This window comes from Actinacidiphila sp. bgisy160 (assembly GCF_965342435.1).
GTDB lineage: Bacteria > Actinomycetota > Actinomycetes > Streptomycetales > Streptomycetaceae > Actinacidiphila.
Map to the genome: position 1 here is coordinate 127,258 of NZ_CBDRCM010000006.1, position 15,149 is coordinate 142,406.

9 protein-coding genes are annotated in these 15,149 nt (G+C 74.7%); 6 read left to right on the plus strand and 3 right to left on the minus strand.

The features are described 5' to 3' along the window. The first annotated feature begins 44 nt into the window (after positions 1-44). Entirely contained in the window at positions 45-1,097 is a 1,053-nt protein-coding gene (locus tag ACRWNP_RS08300) for an ATP-dependent DNA ligase (RefSeq protein WP_431960372.1), read from the plus strand. On the opposite strand, the gene ACRWNP_RS08305 is transcribed toward ACRWNP_RS08300, so the two are convergent. After that, positions 1,070-1,696, minus strand: a complete 627-nt coding sequence (locus ACRWNP_RS08305) for an NIPSNAP family protein (protein WP_431960374.1) — start codon at positions 1,694-1,696, stop codon at positions 1,070-1,072. The two genes, ACRWNP_RS08300 and ACRWNP_RS08305, sit on opposite strands and share 28 nt — an antisense overlap. A gap of 52 nt (positions 1,697-1,748) precedes the next feature. After that, complete coding sequence (locus ACRWNP_RS08310; protein WP_431960375.1) at positions 1,749-4,616, minus strand: lysylphosphatidylglycerol synthase domain-containing protein; 2,868 nt, start codon at positions 4,614-4,616, stop codon at positions 1,749-1,751. 171 nt (positions 4,617-4,787) lie between these two features. Here ACRWNP_RS08310 and ACRWNP_RS08315 point away from each other — a divergent pair, with 171 nt between their 5' ends. From ACRWNP_RS08315 to nudC, 5 genes are all read left to right on the plus strand, one after another. Further along, positions 4,788-5,186, plus strand: a complete 399-nt coding sequence (locus ACRWNP_RS08315) for an MGMT family protein (RefSeq protein WP_431960377.1) — start codon at positions 4,788-4,790, stop codon at positions 5,184-5,186. Positions 5,187-5,420: 234 nt separating this feature from the next. Further along, positions 5,421-8,708, plus strand: coding sequence for an ATP-dependent helicase (locus ACRWNP_RS08320; protein ID WP_431960378.1), 3,288 nt, complete (start codon positions 5,421-5,423; stop codon positions 8,706-8,708). 129 nt (positions 8,709-8,837) lie between these two features. Continuing rightward, positions 8,838-12,311: a UvrD-helicase domain-containing protein gene (locus ACRWNP_RS08325; RefSeq protein ID WP_431960379.1), complete on the plus strand. Its 3,474-nt coding sequence runs from the start codon at positions 8,838-8,840 to the stop codon at positions 12,309-12,311. A 10-nt stretch (positions 12,312-12,321) separates the two neighbouring features. Next, positions 12,322-13,710, plus strand: coding sequence for a dipeptidase (locus tag ACRWNP_RS08330; protein ID WP_431960380.1), 1,389 nt, complete (start codon positions 12,322-12,324; stop codon positions 13,708-13,710). Between the two features lie 43 nt (positions 13,711-13,753). After that, positions 13,754-14,707, plus strand: coding sequence for an NAD(+) diphosphatase (gene nudC, locus ACRWNP_RS08335; protein WP_431960381.1), 954 nt, complete (start codon positions 13,754-13,756; stop codon positions 14,705-14,707). 55 nt (positions 14,708-14,762) lie between these two features. On the opposite strand, the gene ACRWNP_RS08340 is transcribed toward nudC, so the two are convergent. Beyond that, on the minus strand, positions 14,763-15,020 hold the full coding sequence (locus tag ACRWNP_RS08340; RefSeq protein WP_431960382.1) for a mycoredoxin: 258 nt from the start codon (positions 15,018-15,020) through the stop codon (positions 14,763-14,765). Between the last annotated feature and the right edge of the window lie 129 nt (positions 15,021-15,149).

Genomic DNA, 15,149 nt, shown 5'->3' on the forward strand with positions numbered 1-15,149 from the left:
AGGCCCGACGGGCGGGCCGCGCCCGTCGGGCGGACAATCGCGGCATGGACCTGCCGGTGATGCCGCCCGTGAAGCCGATGCTCGCCAAGTCCGCCGCCGAGATCCCGCCCGGCATGCTGTACGAGGGCAAGTGGGACGGGTTCCGCGCCATCGTCTTCCGGGACGGCGCCGAGGTGGAGATCGGCAGCCGCACCGGCAAGCCCCTGACCCGCTACTTCCCGGAGGTCGTCGAGGCGGTCCGCGCCGAGCTCCCGCCGCGCGTCGTCGTCGACGGGGAGATCGTCATCGCCCGCGAGGGCCGGCTGGACTTCGACGCCCTGCTGGAACGCATCCACCCCGCCGACTCCCGGGTGCGGCAGCTCGCCGAACGCACCCCCGCCTCCCTCGTCGCCTTCGACCTGCTGGCGCTCGGCGACCGCTCCCTGATGGCGGACCCGCAGACCTGGCGCCGCCAGGCCCTGGTCGACGCGCTCGGCCCGGCACGGGCCCCGGTCCATGTCGCCCCCGCCACCACCGACATCGAACTCGCCCGGCGGTGGTTCGAGCAGTACGAGGGCGCGGGACTGGACGGCGTCGTCGCCAAGCCCACCGACGTCGGCTACCGCCCCGACGAACGCGTCATGGTCAAGGTGAAGCACGAGCGCACCGCCGACTGCGTGCTCGCCGGCTTCCGCCGGCACAAGTCCGGTCCCGTCGTCGGTTCCCTCCTGCTCGGCCTGCACGACGCCGCCGGCCGCCTCCAGCACGTCGGCGTCTGCGCCTCCTTCTCCATGCGCCGCCGCGAGGAACTGGTCGCCGAACTGGAGCCGCTGCGCATGGACTCCGCCGAGGGCCACCCCTGGGCCGACTGGGCCGAGGCAGAGCCGGGCGGCCGCATGCCCGGGGCGCAGAGCCGCTGGAGCGCCGGGAAGGAGCTGTCCTGGATCCCGCTGCGGCCCGAGCGTGTCCTGGAGGTCGCGTACGACCACATGCAGGGCGACCGCTTCCGGCACACCGTCCGGTTCCGCCGCTGGCGGCCCGACCGCGACCCGGCCGGCTGCACCTACGCGCAGCTGGAGGAGCCGGTCGGCTACGACCTCGGCGACGTCCTGCGCTGAGGCCCCGGAACGCGCACCGGGGCCAGCCGCAGCCGCTGCGGCGGCCGCAGCAAGCGCCGCTCCGAGCCGGAGGGCGGTACGGGCTCCTCGGGACCCTCGCCGGCCTCCGTGAAGGCGGCGAACCAGACCACGACGTCCTCGCCGGTGCGCACGGGCAGCGCCGGGAAGCCGTTGGCCGCGTGCTCGGTGCGGTGCACGGCGCGGGCGGACGCCGGGGGCGCGAAGCCGGCGGGGTCGGCGGGGTGGCAGACGGTCGCCACGACCAGCCCGGCGTCGTCCGGCACGCGGTAACCGGGGCCGCGCAACAGCAGGACGTCGTCGGAGTCGACCATGGTCGCGTTGGCCTCCTCGCGGTGCGCCCGCCAGACGGGGCCGTCGTAGAAGGCGTGCAGGGCGCGGGTCCTGGCCGCCATGTCGGGGAAGGCGCGCATCCACACGAAGCGGTCCGGGTCGTCCAGGTCGGTGAAACGGCCGCCGACCCGGATCCCGGCGGCCTCCTGACCGGTGACGAACTCGCGCTCGAACAGCTCGACCAGGGTGTCCCGGGCGCCGGGGTGCAGGGTGTACTGCCGCAGTTCGACGATGTGCGTGGTGTCCATGACCGGGGACCGTAGGCGCGGCCCACTGACATCTGCTGTCAGTGGGTCCGCGTCACAGCGCCTGCCGCCTGGTGAGCTGGGTGAAGGCCAGCCAGCCGGGCAGCACCGGCAGCCAGAAGGTCAGCACCCGGAACAGCAGCACCGCGGAGGTGGCCGTCGCCGAGTCCAGGTGGCCGATGGTGGTCAGACCGGCGATGAGCGCGCCCTCGACCGCGCCCAGTCCGCCCGGGGTGGGGGCGGCCGAGCCCAGCGCGTTGCCCGCGAGGAAGATCACCGCGATCGTCGCGAAGTTCACCTCGCCGTGGAAGGTCCGGATGCTCGCGTCCAGGCACAGCACGAAGGCGAGGGTCAGCAGCAGCGTGCCGCCGATGCCCGTGGTGAGCTTCATCGGCTGTTGCAGCACGTCCAGCATGCGCGGCACCACCCCGGCGAACAGCGCCCGCACCCGCGTGGAGACGAAACGCCGCAGCGGCGGGACGGCGGTGACCACCAGGAAGAGCACACCGGCCGTCAGCAGACCCGCCATCACCGTCCGGGACGGCGACAGGGACGGCGTCTTCTCGGTGCCGGTGATGTAGCCGAACACCAGCAGCAGGCTGATGTGCGAGCCGAGGCCGACCAGCTGTGAGGCCCCCACGCTCGCCACCGCGAGCCCGGGGCGCACGCCGGACTTCTGCAGGTAGCGCGTGTTGAGCGCCACACCGCCGATGGCCGCGGGGGCCACCAGCTTCACGAAGGAGCCGGCGACCTGGGCCAGCGTGGTGCGGACGAAGGACAGCTTCTCCGGCACGAAGCCGGACAGCGCCATCGCCGCCGCGACATAGCTGAGCGCGGAGGCCAGCACGGCCACGATCACCCAGATCCAGTTCGCCTCCGCCAGCAGCGTCGCCGGGTCGATGCTGCTGATCTGGGAGAGCAGGAAGTACGCCGCGAAGGCGCCCGCGATGATGCTGATCAGCGTGCGCGGCCGCACCCGCTCCAGCCTTACGGGCTCCACCGGGGCCTGCGGGCGGATGAGCAGCACTTGGTGGCGGATCCGGGTGAGCAGATCCTCCTCGCGGGCGCCGTCCAGCGCGTCCTCGAGCGCCTTCTTCTCGGCCCGCCGCTCGGCCTTGGTCTCCTTGGTCTCCTTGCCGGCGTCCTTGCCGCCGGCCTCACCGGCTTCCCCGTCCGTCCGTCCGGCCCGGGACGCGGCGAGTACGGCCTCGCGTTCGCGCTGCGCGCGTTCCCGGGCGAGCTGCTTGAGCGTGGCCCGGGTGGTGCGGCTCAGCGCGATCGGCTGCAGCAGCGGCAGGGAGTCGGCGACGGCGTCGGGCCCCAGCACGGCCACGGCGGAGGCCACCGACCGCTCCGGGCCGACGCGCAGCGCCAGGGTGGTGAGCAGTTGCGCCACGTCCATGCGCAGCACGATGTCGCCCGCCGCGATCTCCCCGCCGCGCAGGTCGGTCAGGAAGACGTTGCCGGAACGATCCATCTTCAGCGCCTCACCGACCAGCCTGCGGTGCGCGATCCGCCGCGACTGCAGCGACCGCACCTGCTCCCAGGCGCCGTGCAGCACCTCGTCGGTGATCTCCTCGTCCGACAGCGCGTCCAGCGAGCGCCCGCCCAGGTGCTCGTACACCAGCATCACGGCGTCCGGGCCCAGCTCGGAGGTGGCGATCAGCCGCGGGGCGTGGGCGCCGGCGGCGATGGCGGCGTAGGCGAGCAGCGCCTCCTGCTCCAGCGCCTGGCGCAGCGACTGCAGGCTGCGCCGCTGGGTGATCCCGCGCAGCTGGAGCCGGCGCCACATACGGTAGAAGAAGCCGTGCGCCTGCTGTTCGCGGTCCACGACCGTGACGTCCAGCAGGGGGCCGTCCTCCAGGGTGACCAGATAGCGGCGGCCCCGGTCGGAGTCGGGCGCGTCGGGGAACTCGTCCTCCGCGCGGACCGCCGTCAGCGGGGCGAAGCCGACCCGGCGCAGGCCCGCCATCAGGTTCTGGCCGGTCGGGCGGACGTTCGGCGAGCCGACCCCGTAGAGCGTGCCGTACGCCACGGTCCAGCCGATGAGCACGGTCACGATGATCGAGAACGGTGTCGTGTAGCCGCCCACCAGCACCGCGAAGGAGTCCACGACCAGCACGAACCACAGCGCCACCCGCCAGCGCGGGCGCCGGGCCATGCCGACCGCCGTCATGTAGGCGATCACCGGGGCCAGATAGCCGTGGACGGGGTCGGTGATCCCGCCGCCGGGCGCGTCGCGGGTGAGCGCGTCCCGGATCGCCACCGGTGCCGCGTCCGACACCCACAGGTCGGTCGCGAGCGACACGCCGTGCGCCAGGACCGCGGCCAGCACGCCGTCCGCGATGCGCAGCCCGTCCCGTTTGATCAGCCGTTCCACGGCGAACGCCACGGGCACGATCAGCACGGCCACGGTCGCCAGCAGCCCGGCGATCGTGATCAGCGGCTCGGGCGCGTGCGTCGCGCCCTCGGCGATGTCCTGCTCCACGCCGGAGGTCGTCGCGTGCGCGAAGCCCGCGATCATCAGCAGGATCGCGATGCCGAGGAGCCCGAACAGGAAGCGCATGAGGTCGACGGGCCGGTGCACGCGCGCGGGCAGCAGCGGCTCGTCCCGTGCCACCGGGTCGGTGTGCGGGGCGGTGCCGGTGGCGGGCTCCCCGGCGGCGCCGGGGCCATCGGTGGTGTCGGGGATGCCGGGTTCACCCAAAGTGCCGGGTTCATCCGGGATGTTGTCCCCGGAGCGCGCGGGCACCACCGCCGGCACTCCGGCCAGGGCCCCGGATGTGGCACGGGTCTCACCGCGCGGGGCGTCACCGGACGTGGACACGGCCTGCTCGGCTCGCTCGTCCGGGGTCGCCGGGGTGCCGTCCCCGCGGCCCTCGGAGGCAGCGGGGACCGCGCGAGCGGCTCCGTTCCCGCTCACGTCGTGCTCTCCGGCTGTCTCTTTTTGATCTCGTATCACCAGTCACCGCCCGGACGATGGTGGCACGAGCGGCCCGCGCATGGGCGCAGGAGGGGGCAATTCGCCGTCCCGAGCGCCCCCGCGCGCTCCCGCCGACCGCGACTGTCGGTGCCCTGGGGCACCATGTGACGGATGAGCAAGGACACCGCGCACGACCCGGACGACGGTCCGGACGACGTCCCGGAACTGCCCGCGTACGCGGAGCGCGTGCTGGACGTCGCCGAGCGGATCCCGCCCGGACGGGTCATGACGTACGGCGACGTCGCCGAGTGGCTGGGGGAGGGCGGCCCCCGGCAGGTGGGCCACGTCATGGCGCTGTACGGCGGGGCCGTGCCGTGGTGGCGCGTGGTGCGCGCCGACGGCGGGCTGCTGCCGGGCCACGAGCTGCGCGCCCTGGAGCACTACCGCGCGGAGGGCACCCCGCTGCGCCCGGCCCCGCGGGCCGCGAAGGGCCACATACCGCGCCTCGACATGCGCGAGGCCCGCTGGGACGGCACGGACCCCGCGCCCGGCCCCGGCGGGGACGACTGACGACCGCACGCTCACACCATCCAGCTTCCGCCATCCGGGACCGGTTGATGCGATCGGCCGTCCGGACGGAGTACGGCGCCCCGCGCCCCGGCGCTCCCGCATCCGTACGGGAAGCACGGGACGCGCGGCGGCCCCGGTGACCGGTGGCGTACCGTCGGCACCTGGCCTCCCCCGGCCACCGGCGGTACAGGCCCCCGCACACGCACCCGCACGCACACGGAACCGGCGAACCACGTGACCTCCTCCTCCACACGGCAGACGGACGCCGCCGCACGGCGCTCCGGGGGGACGGTCGGGCCTTCCGGCGGCTACCGGCTGCTACGGACCGCTCCGGAACCGGTGACGCCCCCTGAACTGGACGCCGCACAGCGCGCGGTGGTTGAGCACTCCGGCGGACCGCTGCTCGTCCTGGCCGGTCCCGGCACCGGGAAGACCACCACCCTGGTCGAGGCCGTCGCCGAACGCGTGCGGCGCGGCACGGACCCGGAACGGATCCTCGTCCTCACCTTCAGTCGCAAGGCCGCGGGTGAACTGCGGGACCACATGACCGCCCGGATGGGCGGCGCGGCCGCGCCGCAGGCCACCACCTTCCACTCCTTCTGCTACGCCCTGGTCCGCGCCCACCAGGACCCCGCGCTGTTCGCCGACCCGCTGCGGCTGCTGTCCGGCCCCGAGCAGGACCTGGCGGTGCGCGAGCTCCTGGCGGGCGAGGCCGAACTGGAGCGGCGGGGGCGGACCCGGGTGCGCTGGCCGGACGAGCTGCGCGCGGCCCTGACGACCCGCGGCTTCGCCGACGAGGTGCGGGCCGTGCTGGCCCGCACCCGAGAGCTGGGCCTCGGCCCGCGCGCCCTGGCCGCGTTCGCCGGCCGCACCGGGCGCCCCGACTGGTCGGCGGCGGCCGGCTTCCTCGCCGAGTACCTGGACGTCCTCGACCTCCAGGGCGTCATCGACTACGCCGAACTGGTGCACCGCGCGGTGCTCCTGGCCGGGCGACCCGAGGCGGCCCGGCATCTCGCCGGCGCCTACGAGGCCGTCTACGTCGACGAGTACCAGGACACCGACCCGGCGCAGGTGCGGCTGCTGCAGGCGCTCGCCGGCGGCGGCCGCCACCTGGTGGCCTTCGGTGACCCCGACCAGTCCATCTACGCCTTCCGCGGCGCCGACGTGAACAACATCCTCGGCTTCCCCGAGGCCTTCCGGCACGCCGACGGCCGCCCCGCCGGCGTCCGCGTCCTCACCACGTCCCGCCGCTCCGGCGCCGCCCTGCTGGCGGCGACCCGGCTCCTCACCCGGCGGATGCCGCTGACCCGGCTCCCGGCCGCCGCCGTACGCGCCCACCGCGAACTCACGCCGGTGCGCGACGGGGGCTCGGTCGCCGTCCGCACCTACCCCACGCCCGGCGCCGAACTCGACGGCATCGCCGACGTCCTGCGCCGCGCCCACCTTGAGGACGGCGTCCCCTGGTCCGAGATGGCCGTCCTGGTCCGCGCCGGGTCCCGCTCGCTCCCCGTGCTGCGGCGGGCCCTGACCTCCGCCGGGGTGCCGGTCGACATCGACGGCGACGACCTCCCACTGCGTGACGAGCCGGCCGTGGCCCCGCTCCTGCTGGCCCTGCGGGTCTGCGCCCACGCCGCCCTGCCCGAGACCCCGGAGCCGGGCCTGCGCGTCGAGGACGCGCTCACCCTGCTCGTCTCTCCGCTCGGCGGTATGGACGCCGCCGACCTGCGCCGCCTGGGCCGCGCCCTGCGCGAGGAGGAGCGCGCCGCCGGGGTCGCCGTGCCGCGGCCGTCGGACGAGCTGATCGCGCAGGCGCTGGCGGAGCCCGAGCGGCTGGTGGCGCACGAGCCGTCGTACGCGCGGGGCGCCCAGCGGCTCGGCGGGCTGCTGCGCAAGGGACGCGAACTGCTGGCCGGCGGCGGCACCGCCGAGGAGGCGCTGTGGGAGCTGTGGGACGGCACCCCCTGGCCCGGCCGGCTGGAACGGGCCGCGGCGCGCGGCGGCGCGGCCGGGCGCAACGCCGACCGGGACCTGGACGCGGTGTGCGTGCTCTTCGACACCGCCGCCCGTGCCGAGGAGCGCACCGGCGGCCGTGGCGCGCTGAACTTCCTGGAGGAGCTGTCCGCCCAGGACATCGCCGCCGACGTGCTGACCCGCCGCGCCGTCCGCCCCGACGCCGTACGGCTGATGACCGCCCACCGCTCCAAGGGCCTGGAGTGGCGGCTCGTCGTCGTCGCGGGCGTCCAGGAGGGGCTCTGGCCCGACCTGCGCCGACGCGGCTCGCTGCTGGAGGCCGACCGCATCGGCCGTGACGGCCTCGCGGAGCCGCTCACCCCGGGCGCGCTGCTCGCCGAGGAGCGCCGGCTGTTCTACGTCGCGGCCACCCGGGCCCGCGAGCGGCTCGTCGTGACCGCCGTGAAGGCCGCCGCCGACGACGGCGACCAGCCCTCCCGCTTCCTCACCGAACTCGGCGTCGAGCCCGTCGACGTCACCCAGCGGGTCCGCAGGCCGCTGTCGGTGGCGGCCCTCGTCGCCGAGCTGCGCGCCACGACCGTGGACCCGGCCGCCTCCCCGGCCCTGCGCGAGGCCGCCGCCCGGCGCCTCGCGCGGCTCGCGGCGCTGGAGGACGCCGGCCAGCCGCTGGTCCCCGCCGCCCACCCCGAACGCTGGTGGGGCCTCTACGAGCAGACCCGCTCCGAGGTCCCGCTGCGCGACCGCGACCAGCCGGTCACCCTCTCCGGCAGCGCGCTGGACCAACTGGCCAACACCTGCGCCCTGCAGTGGTTCCTCGGCCGCGAGGTGAAGGCCGAGCCCCCCTCCACGGCGGCCCAGGGCTTCGGCAACGTCCTGCACGTCCTCGCCGACGAGGTCGCCTCCGGCAGCACCCCGGCCGACCTGGACGTGCTCATGGAGCGGCTGGACTCGGTGTGGAACGCGCTGGCCTTCGACGCGCCCTGGAAGTCCCGGCAGGAGAAGGAGAACGCCCGCGCCGCCCTGGAGCGTTTCCTGCGTTGGCACGTCATGGAACGCGGCCGCCAGACCGTCGCCTCCGAGCACGGCTTCGAGGTCACCCTGGAGACCGGGGAGGTGGCCGTCCGCATCCGCGGCAGCATGGACCGCGTCGAGACCGACGCGGACGGCAACGCCTACGTCGTCGACTTCAAGACCGGCAAGGCCAAGCCCACCGCCGCCGAGGTCGAGAGCCACCCGCAGCTCGCCGTCTACCAGCTCGCCGTCCGCGAGGGCGCCGTCGACGAGCTCTTCCACGGCACCCGGCCCGCCCCCGGCGGCGCCGAGCTCGTCCAGCTGCGCATCGGCGCCGCCCGCCGCGACGGCGGCGACACCCAGCCCACCGTCCAGCACCAGGAGGCGCTGAGCGGCGACTGGGCCGACGCCCTGCTCGCCGGCGCGGCCGCGCGCGTCCTCGACGAGCGCTTCACGCCCTCCACCGGCCAGCACTGCGAGAACTGCGCTTTCCGCGCCTCCTGCAGCGGCCGCCCGGAGGGGCGGCACGTCGTGGAGTGACGGGGGCGCGGCTCAGCCGCCCGGAGCCTCGGCGGGCGGTCGGTAGGGAGGAATACGCCCGAGCAGGTGACCCCGGTGGACCGGGTGCGGCTCGGCCCGGTGTCGGTGGCGCCCGATAGCCTCCCCTTTGTGTCGTCCCGCATCACCGGCCCCGAGCAGCTCAAGGAGCTGCTGGGCATCCCGTTCACCCCGGAGCAGCTGGCGTGCATCACCGCGCCGCTCGCCCCGCAGGTGATCGTGGCCGGCGCCGGGTCGGGGAAGACGACCGTGATGGCGGCCCGCGTGGTGTGGCTGGTCGGCACCGGGCAGGTCGCGCCCGAGCAGGTGCTGGGGCTGACGTTCACCAACAAGGCGGCCGGAGAACTGTCGGAGCGGGTGCGCAAGGCCCTCGTCCGGGCCGGCGTGACCGATCCCGACCCGGCCGACCCCGACCACGCGCCGGGCGAGCCGCAGATCTCCACGTACCACGCCTTCGCCGGACAGTTGCTCAAGGAGCACGGGCTGCGCATCGGGCTGGAGCCGACCGCGCGGCTGCTCGCCGACGCGACGCGCTACCAGCTGGCGGCACGCGTCCTGCGGGCCGCGCCCGGCCCCTTCCCGGCGCTCACCAAGGGCATCCCGAACCTGGTCAGCGATCTGCTGGCGCTTGAGGGCGAGCTGGCGGAGCATCTGGTGCCGCCCGAGCGGCTGCTCGCCCACGACCGGGAGTGGCTCCGCGTCCTCGACGGCGTCCGGCTCACCAACGCGGATCTGCGCAGGCTTCCCGACACGGCGCGCGCCCGCATCGACCTGACGGGGCTCGCCGCCGCTTACCGCGCCGAGAAGAAGCAGCGCGACCTGCTCGACTTCGGCGACCAGATCGCCCTGTCGGCGACCCTGGCCCGCACCCGCCCCGAGGTCGGCCGCATCCTGCGCGAGCAGTACGCGGTGGTGCTGCTCGACGAGTACCAGGACACCTCCGTCGCCCAGGGTCTGCTGCTCTCCGCGCTGTTCGGAGACGGCACGGGCCATCCGGTGACCGCGGTCGGCGACCCCTGCCAGGCCATCTACGGCTGGCGCGGTGCCTCGGTGGCCAACCTCGACGACTTCCCGCTCCACTTCGCGCACGCCGACGGGACGCCCGCCCGGCGCCAGTCCCTGTCGGAGAACCGGCGCAGCGGCGGCCGGCTGCTCGACCTCGCCAACGTCCTCGCCACCGAGCTGCGCGAGCGCCACGAGGGCGTCGAGGCGCTGCGCCCCGCGCCCGGCGCGGAGCGGGACGGCGTCGTGCGCTGCGCGTTGCTGCCCACCCAGGAGGAGGAGATCGGCTGGCTCGCCGACTCCATCGCGCACCTGGTCCGCACGGGCACCGCGCCCGGCGAGATCGCCGTGCTGTGCCGGGCGGCCGGTCACTTCGCCGACATCCACGCGGCGCTGGTGGCCCGCGACGTGCCGGTGGAGGTGGTCGGCCTGTCCGGGCTGCTTCACCTGCCGGAGGTCGCCGACCTGGTCGCCGTCTGCGACGTACTGCAGGACCCGACGGCCAACGCCGCCCTCGTCCGGCTGCTCACCGGGCCGCGCTGGCGGATCGGGCCGCGCGACCTGGCCCTGCTCGGACGGCGGGCAAGGCTGCTGGTGCCGGGCCGCGGCGACACCGCGGACCGGCTGGCGGCCGCGGTGGAGGGCGTCGACCCGGCCGAGGTGATCTCGCTCGCCGACGCCGTGGAGACCTTCGTCGACGGCGAGCCCGAGGACCGCCTGCCCTTCTCGGCCGAGGCGCGAGTGCGCTTCGCGCGCCTGGCCACCGAGATACGCGAGCTGCGCCGCTCCCTGGCCGATCCGCTCATGGACGTCCTGCACCGGGTGCTCGCCGTCACCGGCCTGGAGGTCGAGCTCTCCGCCTCCCCGCACGCGCTGGCCGCCCGCCGCAGGGAGACCCTGCACGCCTTCCTGGACATCGCGGCCGGCTTCGCCTCCCTGGACGGCGAGGCCACACTGCTGGCCTTCCTCGGCTTCCTGCGTGCGGCGGCGCAGTACGAGAAGGGCCTGGACAGCTCGCTGCCCGGCGGCGAGAACACGGTGAAGGTGCTCACCGCGCACAAGTCCAAGGGCCTGGAATGGGATGTCGTCGCCGTCCCCGGGCTGGTGCGCAAGGGCTTCCCGAGCGAGCGGGGCCGCGAGTTGTGGCACTTCAACGCCAAGGTGCTGCCGCACGCGCTGCGCGGTGACGCCGCCACCCTCCCCGACGTGGAGGAATGGTCCCGGGCGGGCCTTGCGGGATTCAAGGCGGCCATGGCCGAGCACAACCGGGTCGAGGAGCTCCGCCTCGGCTACGTCACCTTCACCCGGCCCCGCTCCCTGCTGCTCGGCTCCGGCCACTGGTGGGGCCCCAGCCAGAAGCGGCCCTTCGGCCCGTCCGCCTTCCTCGAGGCCCTGCGCACGCACTGCGAGGCGGGCCACGGCGAGGTCGAGCACTGGGCCGAGGAGCCCGGCCCCGAGGACGGCAACCCGGCCCTGGCGCGTACGGCCGAGACACCGTGGCCGCTGCCCCTGGACCCGTCCGCCCTGGCCCGCCGCCGCGAGGCCGCGCGCAGGGTGCTGGCCCACCTGCGGGCCCCGGCCGCGCCTGCGTCGGCGGCCCCGGCCGACCCCGACTGGCCGCCGCCCCCCGAGGACGAGGAGGAGCCGCCGTACGACATCCACGAGGCGTACGGCGATCCCGAAGAAGATCCGTACGGCGAGGAGGACACCGACGGCTGGGAGGACTGGCCGGCCGCCCGGCCCGCCATCCCCGATCAGCCAGGTCCCCGGCCAGGCCCCCCGCCGGGTCCCCCGCGAGGCCCCGCGCCAGGGCCGGCAGCCGCGTCCGGGTACGGCCGGGCGGAGGTCCTGCTCCCCGAGGAGGCGCGCGTCGTCGCGTCCTGGGACCGGGACCTCGACGCCCTCACCGAGGAGCTGCTCCGCTCCCGCGCCGCCGTCCGCGACGTCCCGCTGCCCACCACGCTCAGCGCCTCCGCGCTGCTGCGGCTGGCCGCCGACCCCGACGGCTTCGCCCGCGAGCTGGCCCGCCCCATGCCCCGCCCGCCGCGGCCCGCGGCCCGGCGCGGCACACGCTTCCACGCCTGGGTCGAGTCCCGCTTCGAGGAACTGCCGCTGATCACCCCCGAGGAGCTGCCCGGCATCGAGGGCGACGACGAGATCGCCGACGAACGCGACCTCGCCGCGCTCAAGGAGGCCTTCCTGCGTACCCCGTACGCCGAGCGAACCCCCTACCGGGTCGAGGCGCCGTTCCAGACCGTCCTCGCCGGGAGGGTGATCCGCGGCCGGATCGACGCGGTGTACCGGGAGGGTGACGGCTACGAGATCGTCGACTGGAAGACCGGGCGGGCCGGCAGCGCCGACCCGCTGCAGCTCGCCGTCTACCGGCTCGCCTGGGCCGAGCAGCGCGGCGTGCCGTTGTCGCAGGTCACGGCCGCCTTCTTGCACGTAAGGACGGGAGAGCTGAGCCGGCCCGGGCCGCTGCCCGACCGGGCCGCGCTGGAACGCCTGCTGCTGGGCGAGCCGGACCCCGGGCCGCAGGCCGCGCCCGGTGCCGACGCCGGGGGTTCCGGCGTCGCCCGATAGGCTCAATGCCATGAGCACCACCCCGGACAGCGCCGTCCGCACGTACGTCGAAGCCCATCGCGACACCTTCCTCGGCGACCTCGCCGAGTGGCTGCGCATCCCCTCGGTCTCGGCCGATCCGGAGCGCGCCGCCGACGTACGGCGCAGCGCCGAGTGGCTGGCGGCGAAGCTGAAGGAGACCGGCTTCCCGGTGGCCGAGGTGTGGGAGACCCCAGGTGCCCCGGCGGTCTTCGCCGAGTGGCCCTCCGACGCCGCGGACGCGCCCACGGTGCTGATCTACGGCCACCACGACGTGCAGCCCGCCGCCCTCGAGGACGGCTGGGACGGCGAGCCCTTCGAGCCGCGGATCCGCGACGGCCGGATGTACGGACGGGGCGCCGCCGACGACAAGGGGCAGGTGTTCTTCCACACACTCGGCGTCCGCGCGCACCTGGCCGCCACCGGCCGAACCGCCCCCGCGGTCAGCCTGAAGCTGCTGATCGAGGGCGAGGAGGAGTCCGGCTCCCCGCACTTCACCGACCTCGTCCGCGCCCACGCCGGGCGGCTGGCCTGCGACACCGTGATCGTCTCGGACACCGGCATGTGGGACGAGGACACCCCCACCGTGTGCACCGGCATGCGCGGCCTGGCCGACTGCCAGATCGACCTGTACGGCCCCGACCAGGACATCCACTCCGGCTCCTTCGGCGGCGCCGTTCCCAATCCGGCGACCGAGGCGGCCCGGCTCGCCGCGGCCCTGCACGACGCGGACGGCCGCGTGACGGTCCCCGGCTTCTACGACGGCGTCGTCGAGCTCAGCGAGCGCGAGCGCGAGCTGTTCGCCCGGCTGCCCTTCGACGAGGAGCGCTGGCTGCGCACCGCCAAGTCGCACGCGACGAGCGGCGAGGCCGGCTACTCCACCCTGGAACGGGTCTGGGCCCGGCCGACCGCCGAGGTCAACGGCATCGGCGGCGGCTACCAGGGCCCCGGCGGCAAGACGATCGTGCCGTCCTCGGCCCAGCTCAAGCTGTCCTTCCGGCTGGTGGCCGGGCAGGACACCGACCGGGTGCAGCGGCTGGTCGCCGACTGGGTCGCCGCCCGCGTCCCGGCCGGGATCCGGCACGAGATCACCTTCTGGGGGGCCACCCGCCCCTGCCTGACCCCGCTGGACCATCCGGCGCTGCGTGCGGTGACCCGGGCGATGGGCCGGGCCTTCGGCAAAGAGGTCCTGTTCACGCGCGAGGGGGGTTCGGGCCCGGCGGCCGACCTGCAGGACGTGCTCGATGTCCCCGTCCTGTTCCTGGGAATTTCCGTGCCGTCCGACGGTTGGCACTCGGTGAACGAGAAGGTGGAACTCGACCTTCTGCTCAAGGGCGTGGAGACGTCCGCGTACCTCTGGAGCGAGTTCACGACTCTGTAAGCATCCGCATCCATCCGCGCGCTACGGGGAGTTGACAGTAATCTTGTCCGATACGTCCGGAACCGACACCAACTTCGACGCGACCGCCTTCCCGCCGCCCCTCGCCCGGTCGTCCGGCGTGGACCGCGCCGCCGAGCACCGGCTCGACGAGGCGTGGCTGGCGGCAGCCTGGAGCCACCCGACGACGCGGGTGTTCGTGGTCTGCGGGGGACAGGTCCTGGTCGAGGAGACCCCGGACGGCCGCACCGAGCTGGTCATGATGCCGAGCTTCGAGGCGCCGGAGAGCGAGGTGCACCGCTACTTCCTCGGCATCGACGAGGAGGGGGTGCGCTACTTCGCGCTGCAGAAGGACTCGCTGCCGGGGCGCCTGGACGACGCGGCCCGCCCGGCCGGGCTGCGCGAGGTCGGGGCCCTGCTGTCGGACCGCGACGCGGGCCTGATGGTGCACGCGGTCGCGCTGGAGAACTGGCAGCGCATGCACCGCTTCTGCTCGCGCTGCGGCGAGCGGACCGTGGTGGCGGCCGCGGGTCACATCCGCCGCTGCCCGGCCTGCGGCGCGGAGCACTACCCGCGCACCGACCCGGCGGTGATCATGCTGGTCACCGACGAGGAGGACCGGGCGCTGCTGGGCCGCCAGGTGCACTGGCCGGAGGGGCGCTTCTCGACGCTCGCGGGCTTCGTGGAGCCGGGGGAGTCCCTCGAGCAGGCCGTGGTGCGCGAGGTCGCCGAGGAGGCGGGTGTGACCATCGGCGAGGTGTCGTACGTCTCCAGCCAGCCCTGGCCGTTCCCCTCCAGCCTGATGCTGGGCTTCATGGCGTGCGCCACGTCCGCGGAGATCACTGTGGACGGCGAGGAACTGCACGAGGCGCGCTGGTTCTCCCGCGAGGAGTACCGCAAGGCGATGGAGACCGGGGAGGTGCTGCCCCCGTACGGGATCTCCATCGCCGCGCGGCTGATCGAGCGCTGGTACGGGATGCCGCTGCCGGCGCGCCGCTGAGCGCGGTCCCGTCCGGCCCCGGCCGCGCCCGCGGCGCGGCCGGGCCGGGCCGGCCTCAGCCCGCGAGGGCCTGCTTGACCTGGGCGAGGCTCGGGTTGCTGAGCGCGACCGCTTCGGCGCCGCTCTTGGGGGACACCAGGAGCGTCGGGACGAGCTGGTTGCCGCCGTTGACGCTCTCGACGAACTTCGCCGAGTCCGGGTCCTGCTCGATGTTGACCTCCGTGTAGGCGATGCCCTCACGGTCCAGCTGGCCCTTCAGGCGGCGGCAGTATCCGCACCACGTGGTGCTGTACATCGTCACAGTGCCGGACATCGGTGTTCGCTCCTTCAAGGCTGGTGATGACGTCGATCCCGAGAACGCTAACCCCTCGCCTCGGCATTCCTTGCAATCGTTCGCGGTACGACCATCCCACCTCAGCTGTGGATAACTTTCCCGGCCCTC

What these genes read in the sequence shown, in the direction of transcription:
- ACRWNP_RS08340 (WP_431960382.1), bottom strand. Translation starts at nt 15,020, where the DNA reads ATGTCCGGCACTGTGACGATGTACAGCACCACGTGGTGCGGATACTGC.
- ACRWNP_RS08315 (WP_431960377.1), top strand. Translation starts at nt 4,788, where the DNA reads ATGAGCAAGGACACCGCGCACGACCCGGACGACGGTCCGGACGACGTC.
- ACRWNP_RS08300 (WP_431960372.1), top strand. Translation starts at nt 45, where the DNA reads ATGGACCTGCCGGTGATGCCGCCCGTGAAGCCGATGCTCGCCAAGTCC.
- ACRWNP_RS08330 (WP_431960380.1), top strand. Translation starts at nt 12,322, where the DNA reads ATGAGCACCACCCCGGACAGCGCCGTCCGCACGTACGTCGAAGCCCAT.
- ACRWNP_RS08305 (WP_431960374.1), bottom strand. Translation starts at nt 1,696, where the DNA reads ATGGACACCACGCACATCGTCGAACTGCGGCAGTACACCCTGCACCCC.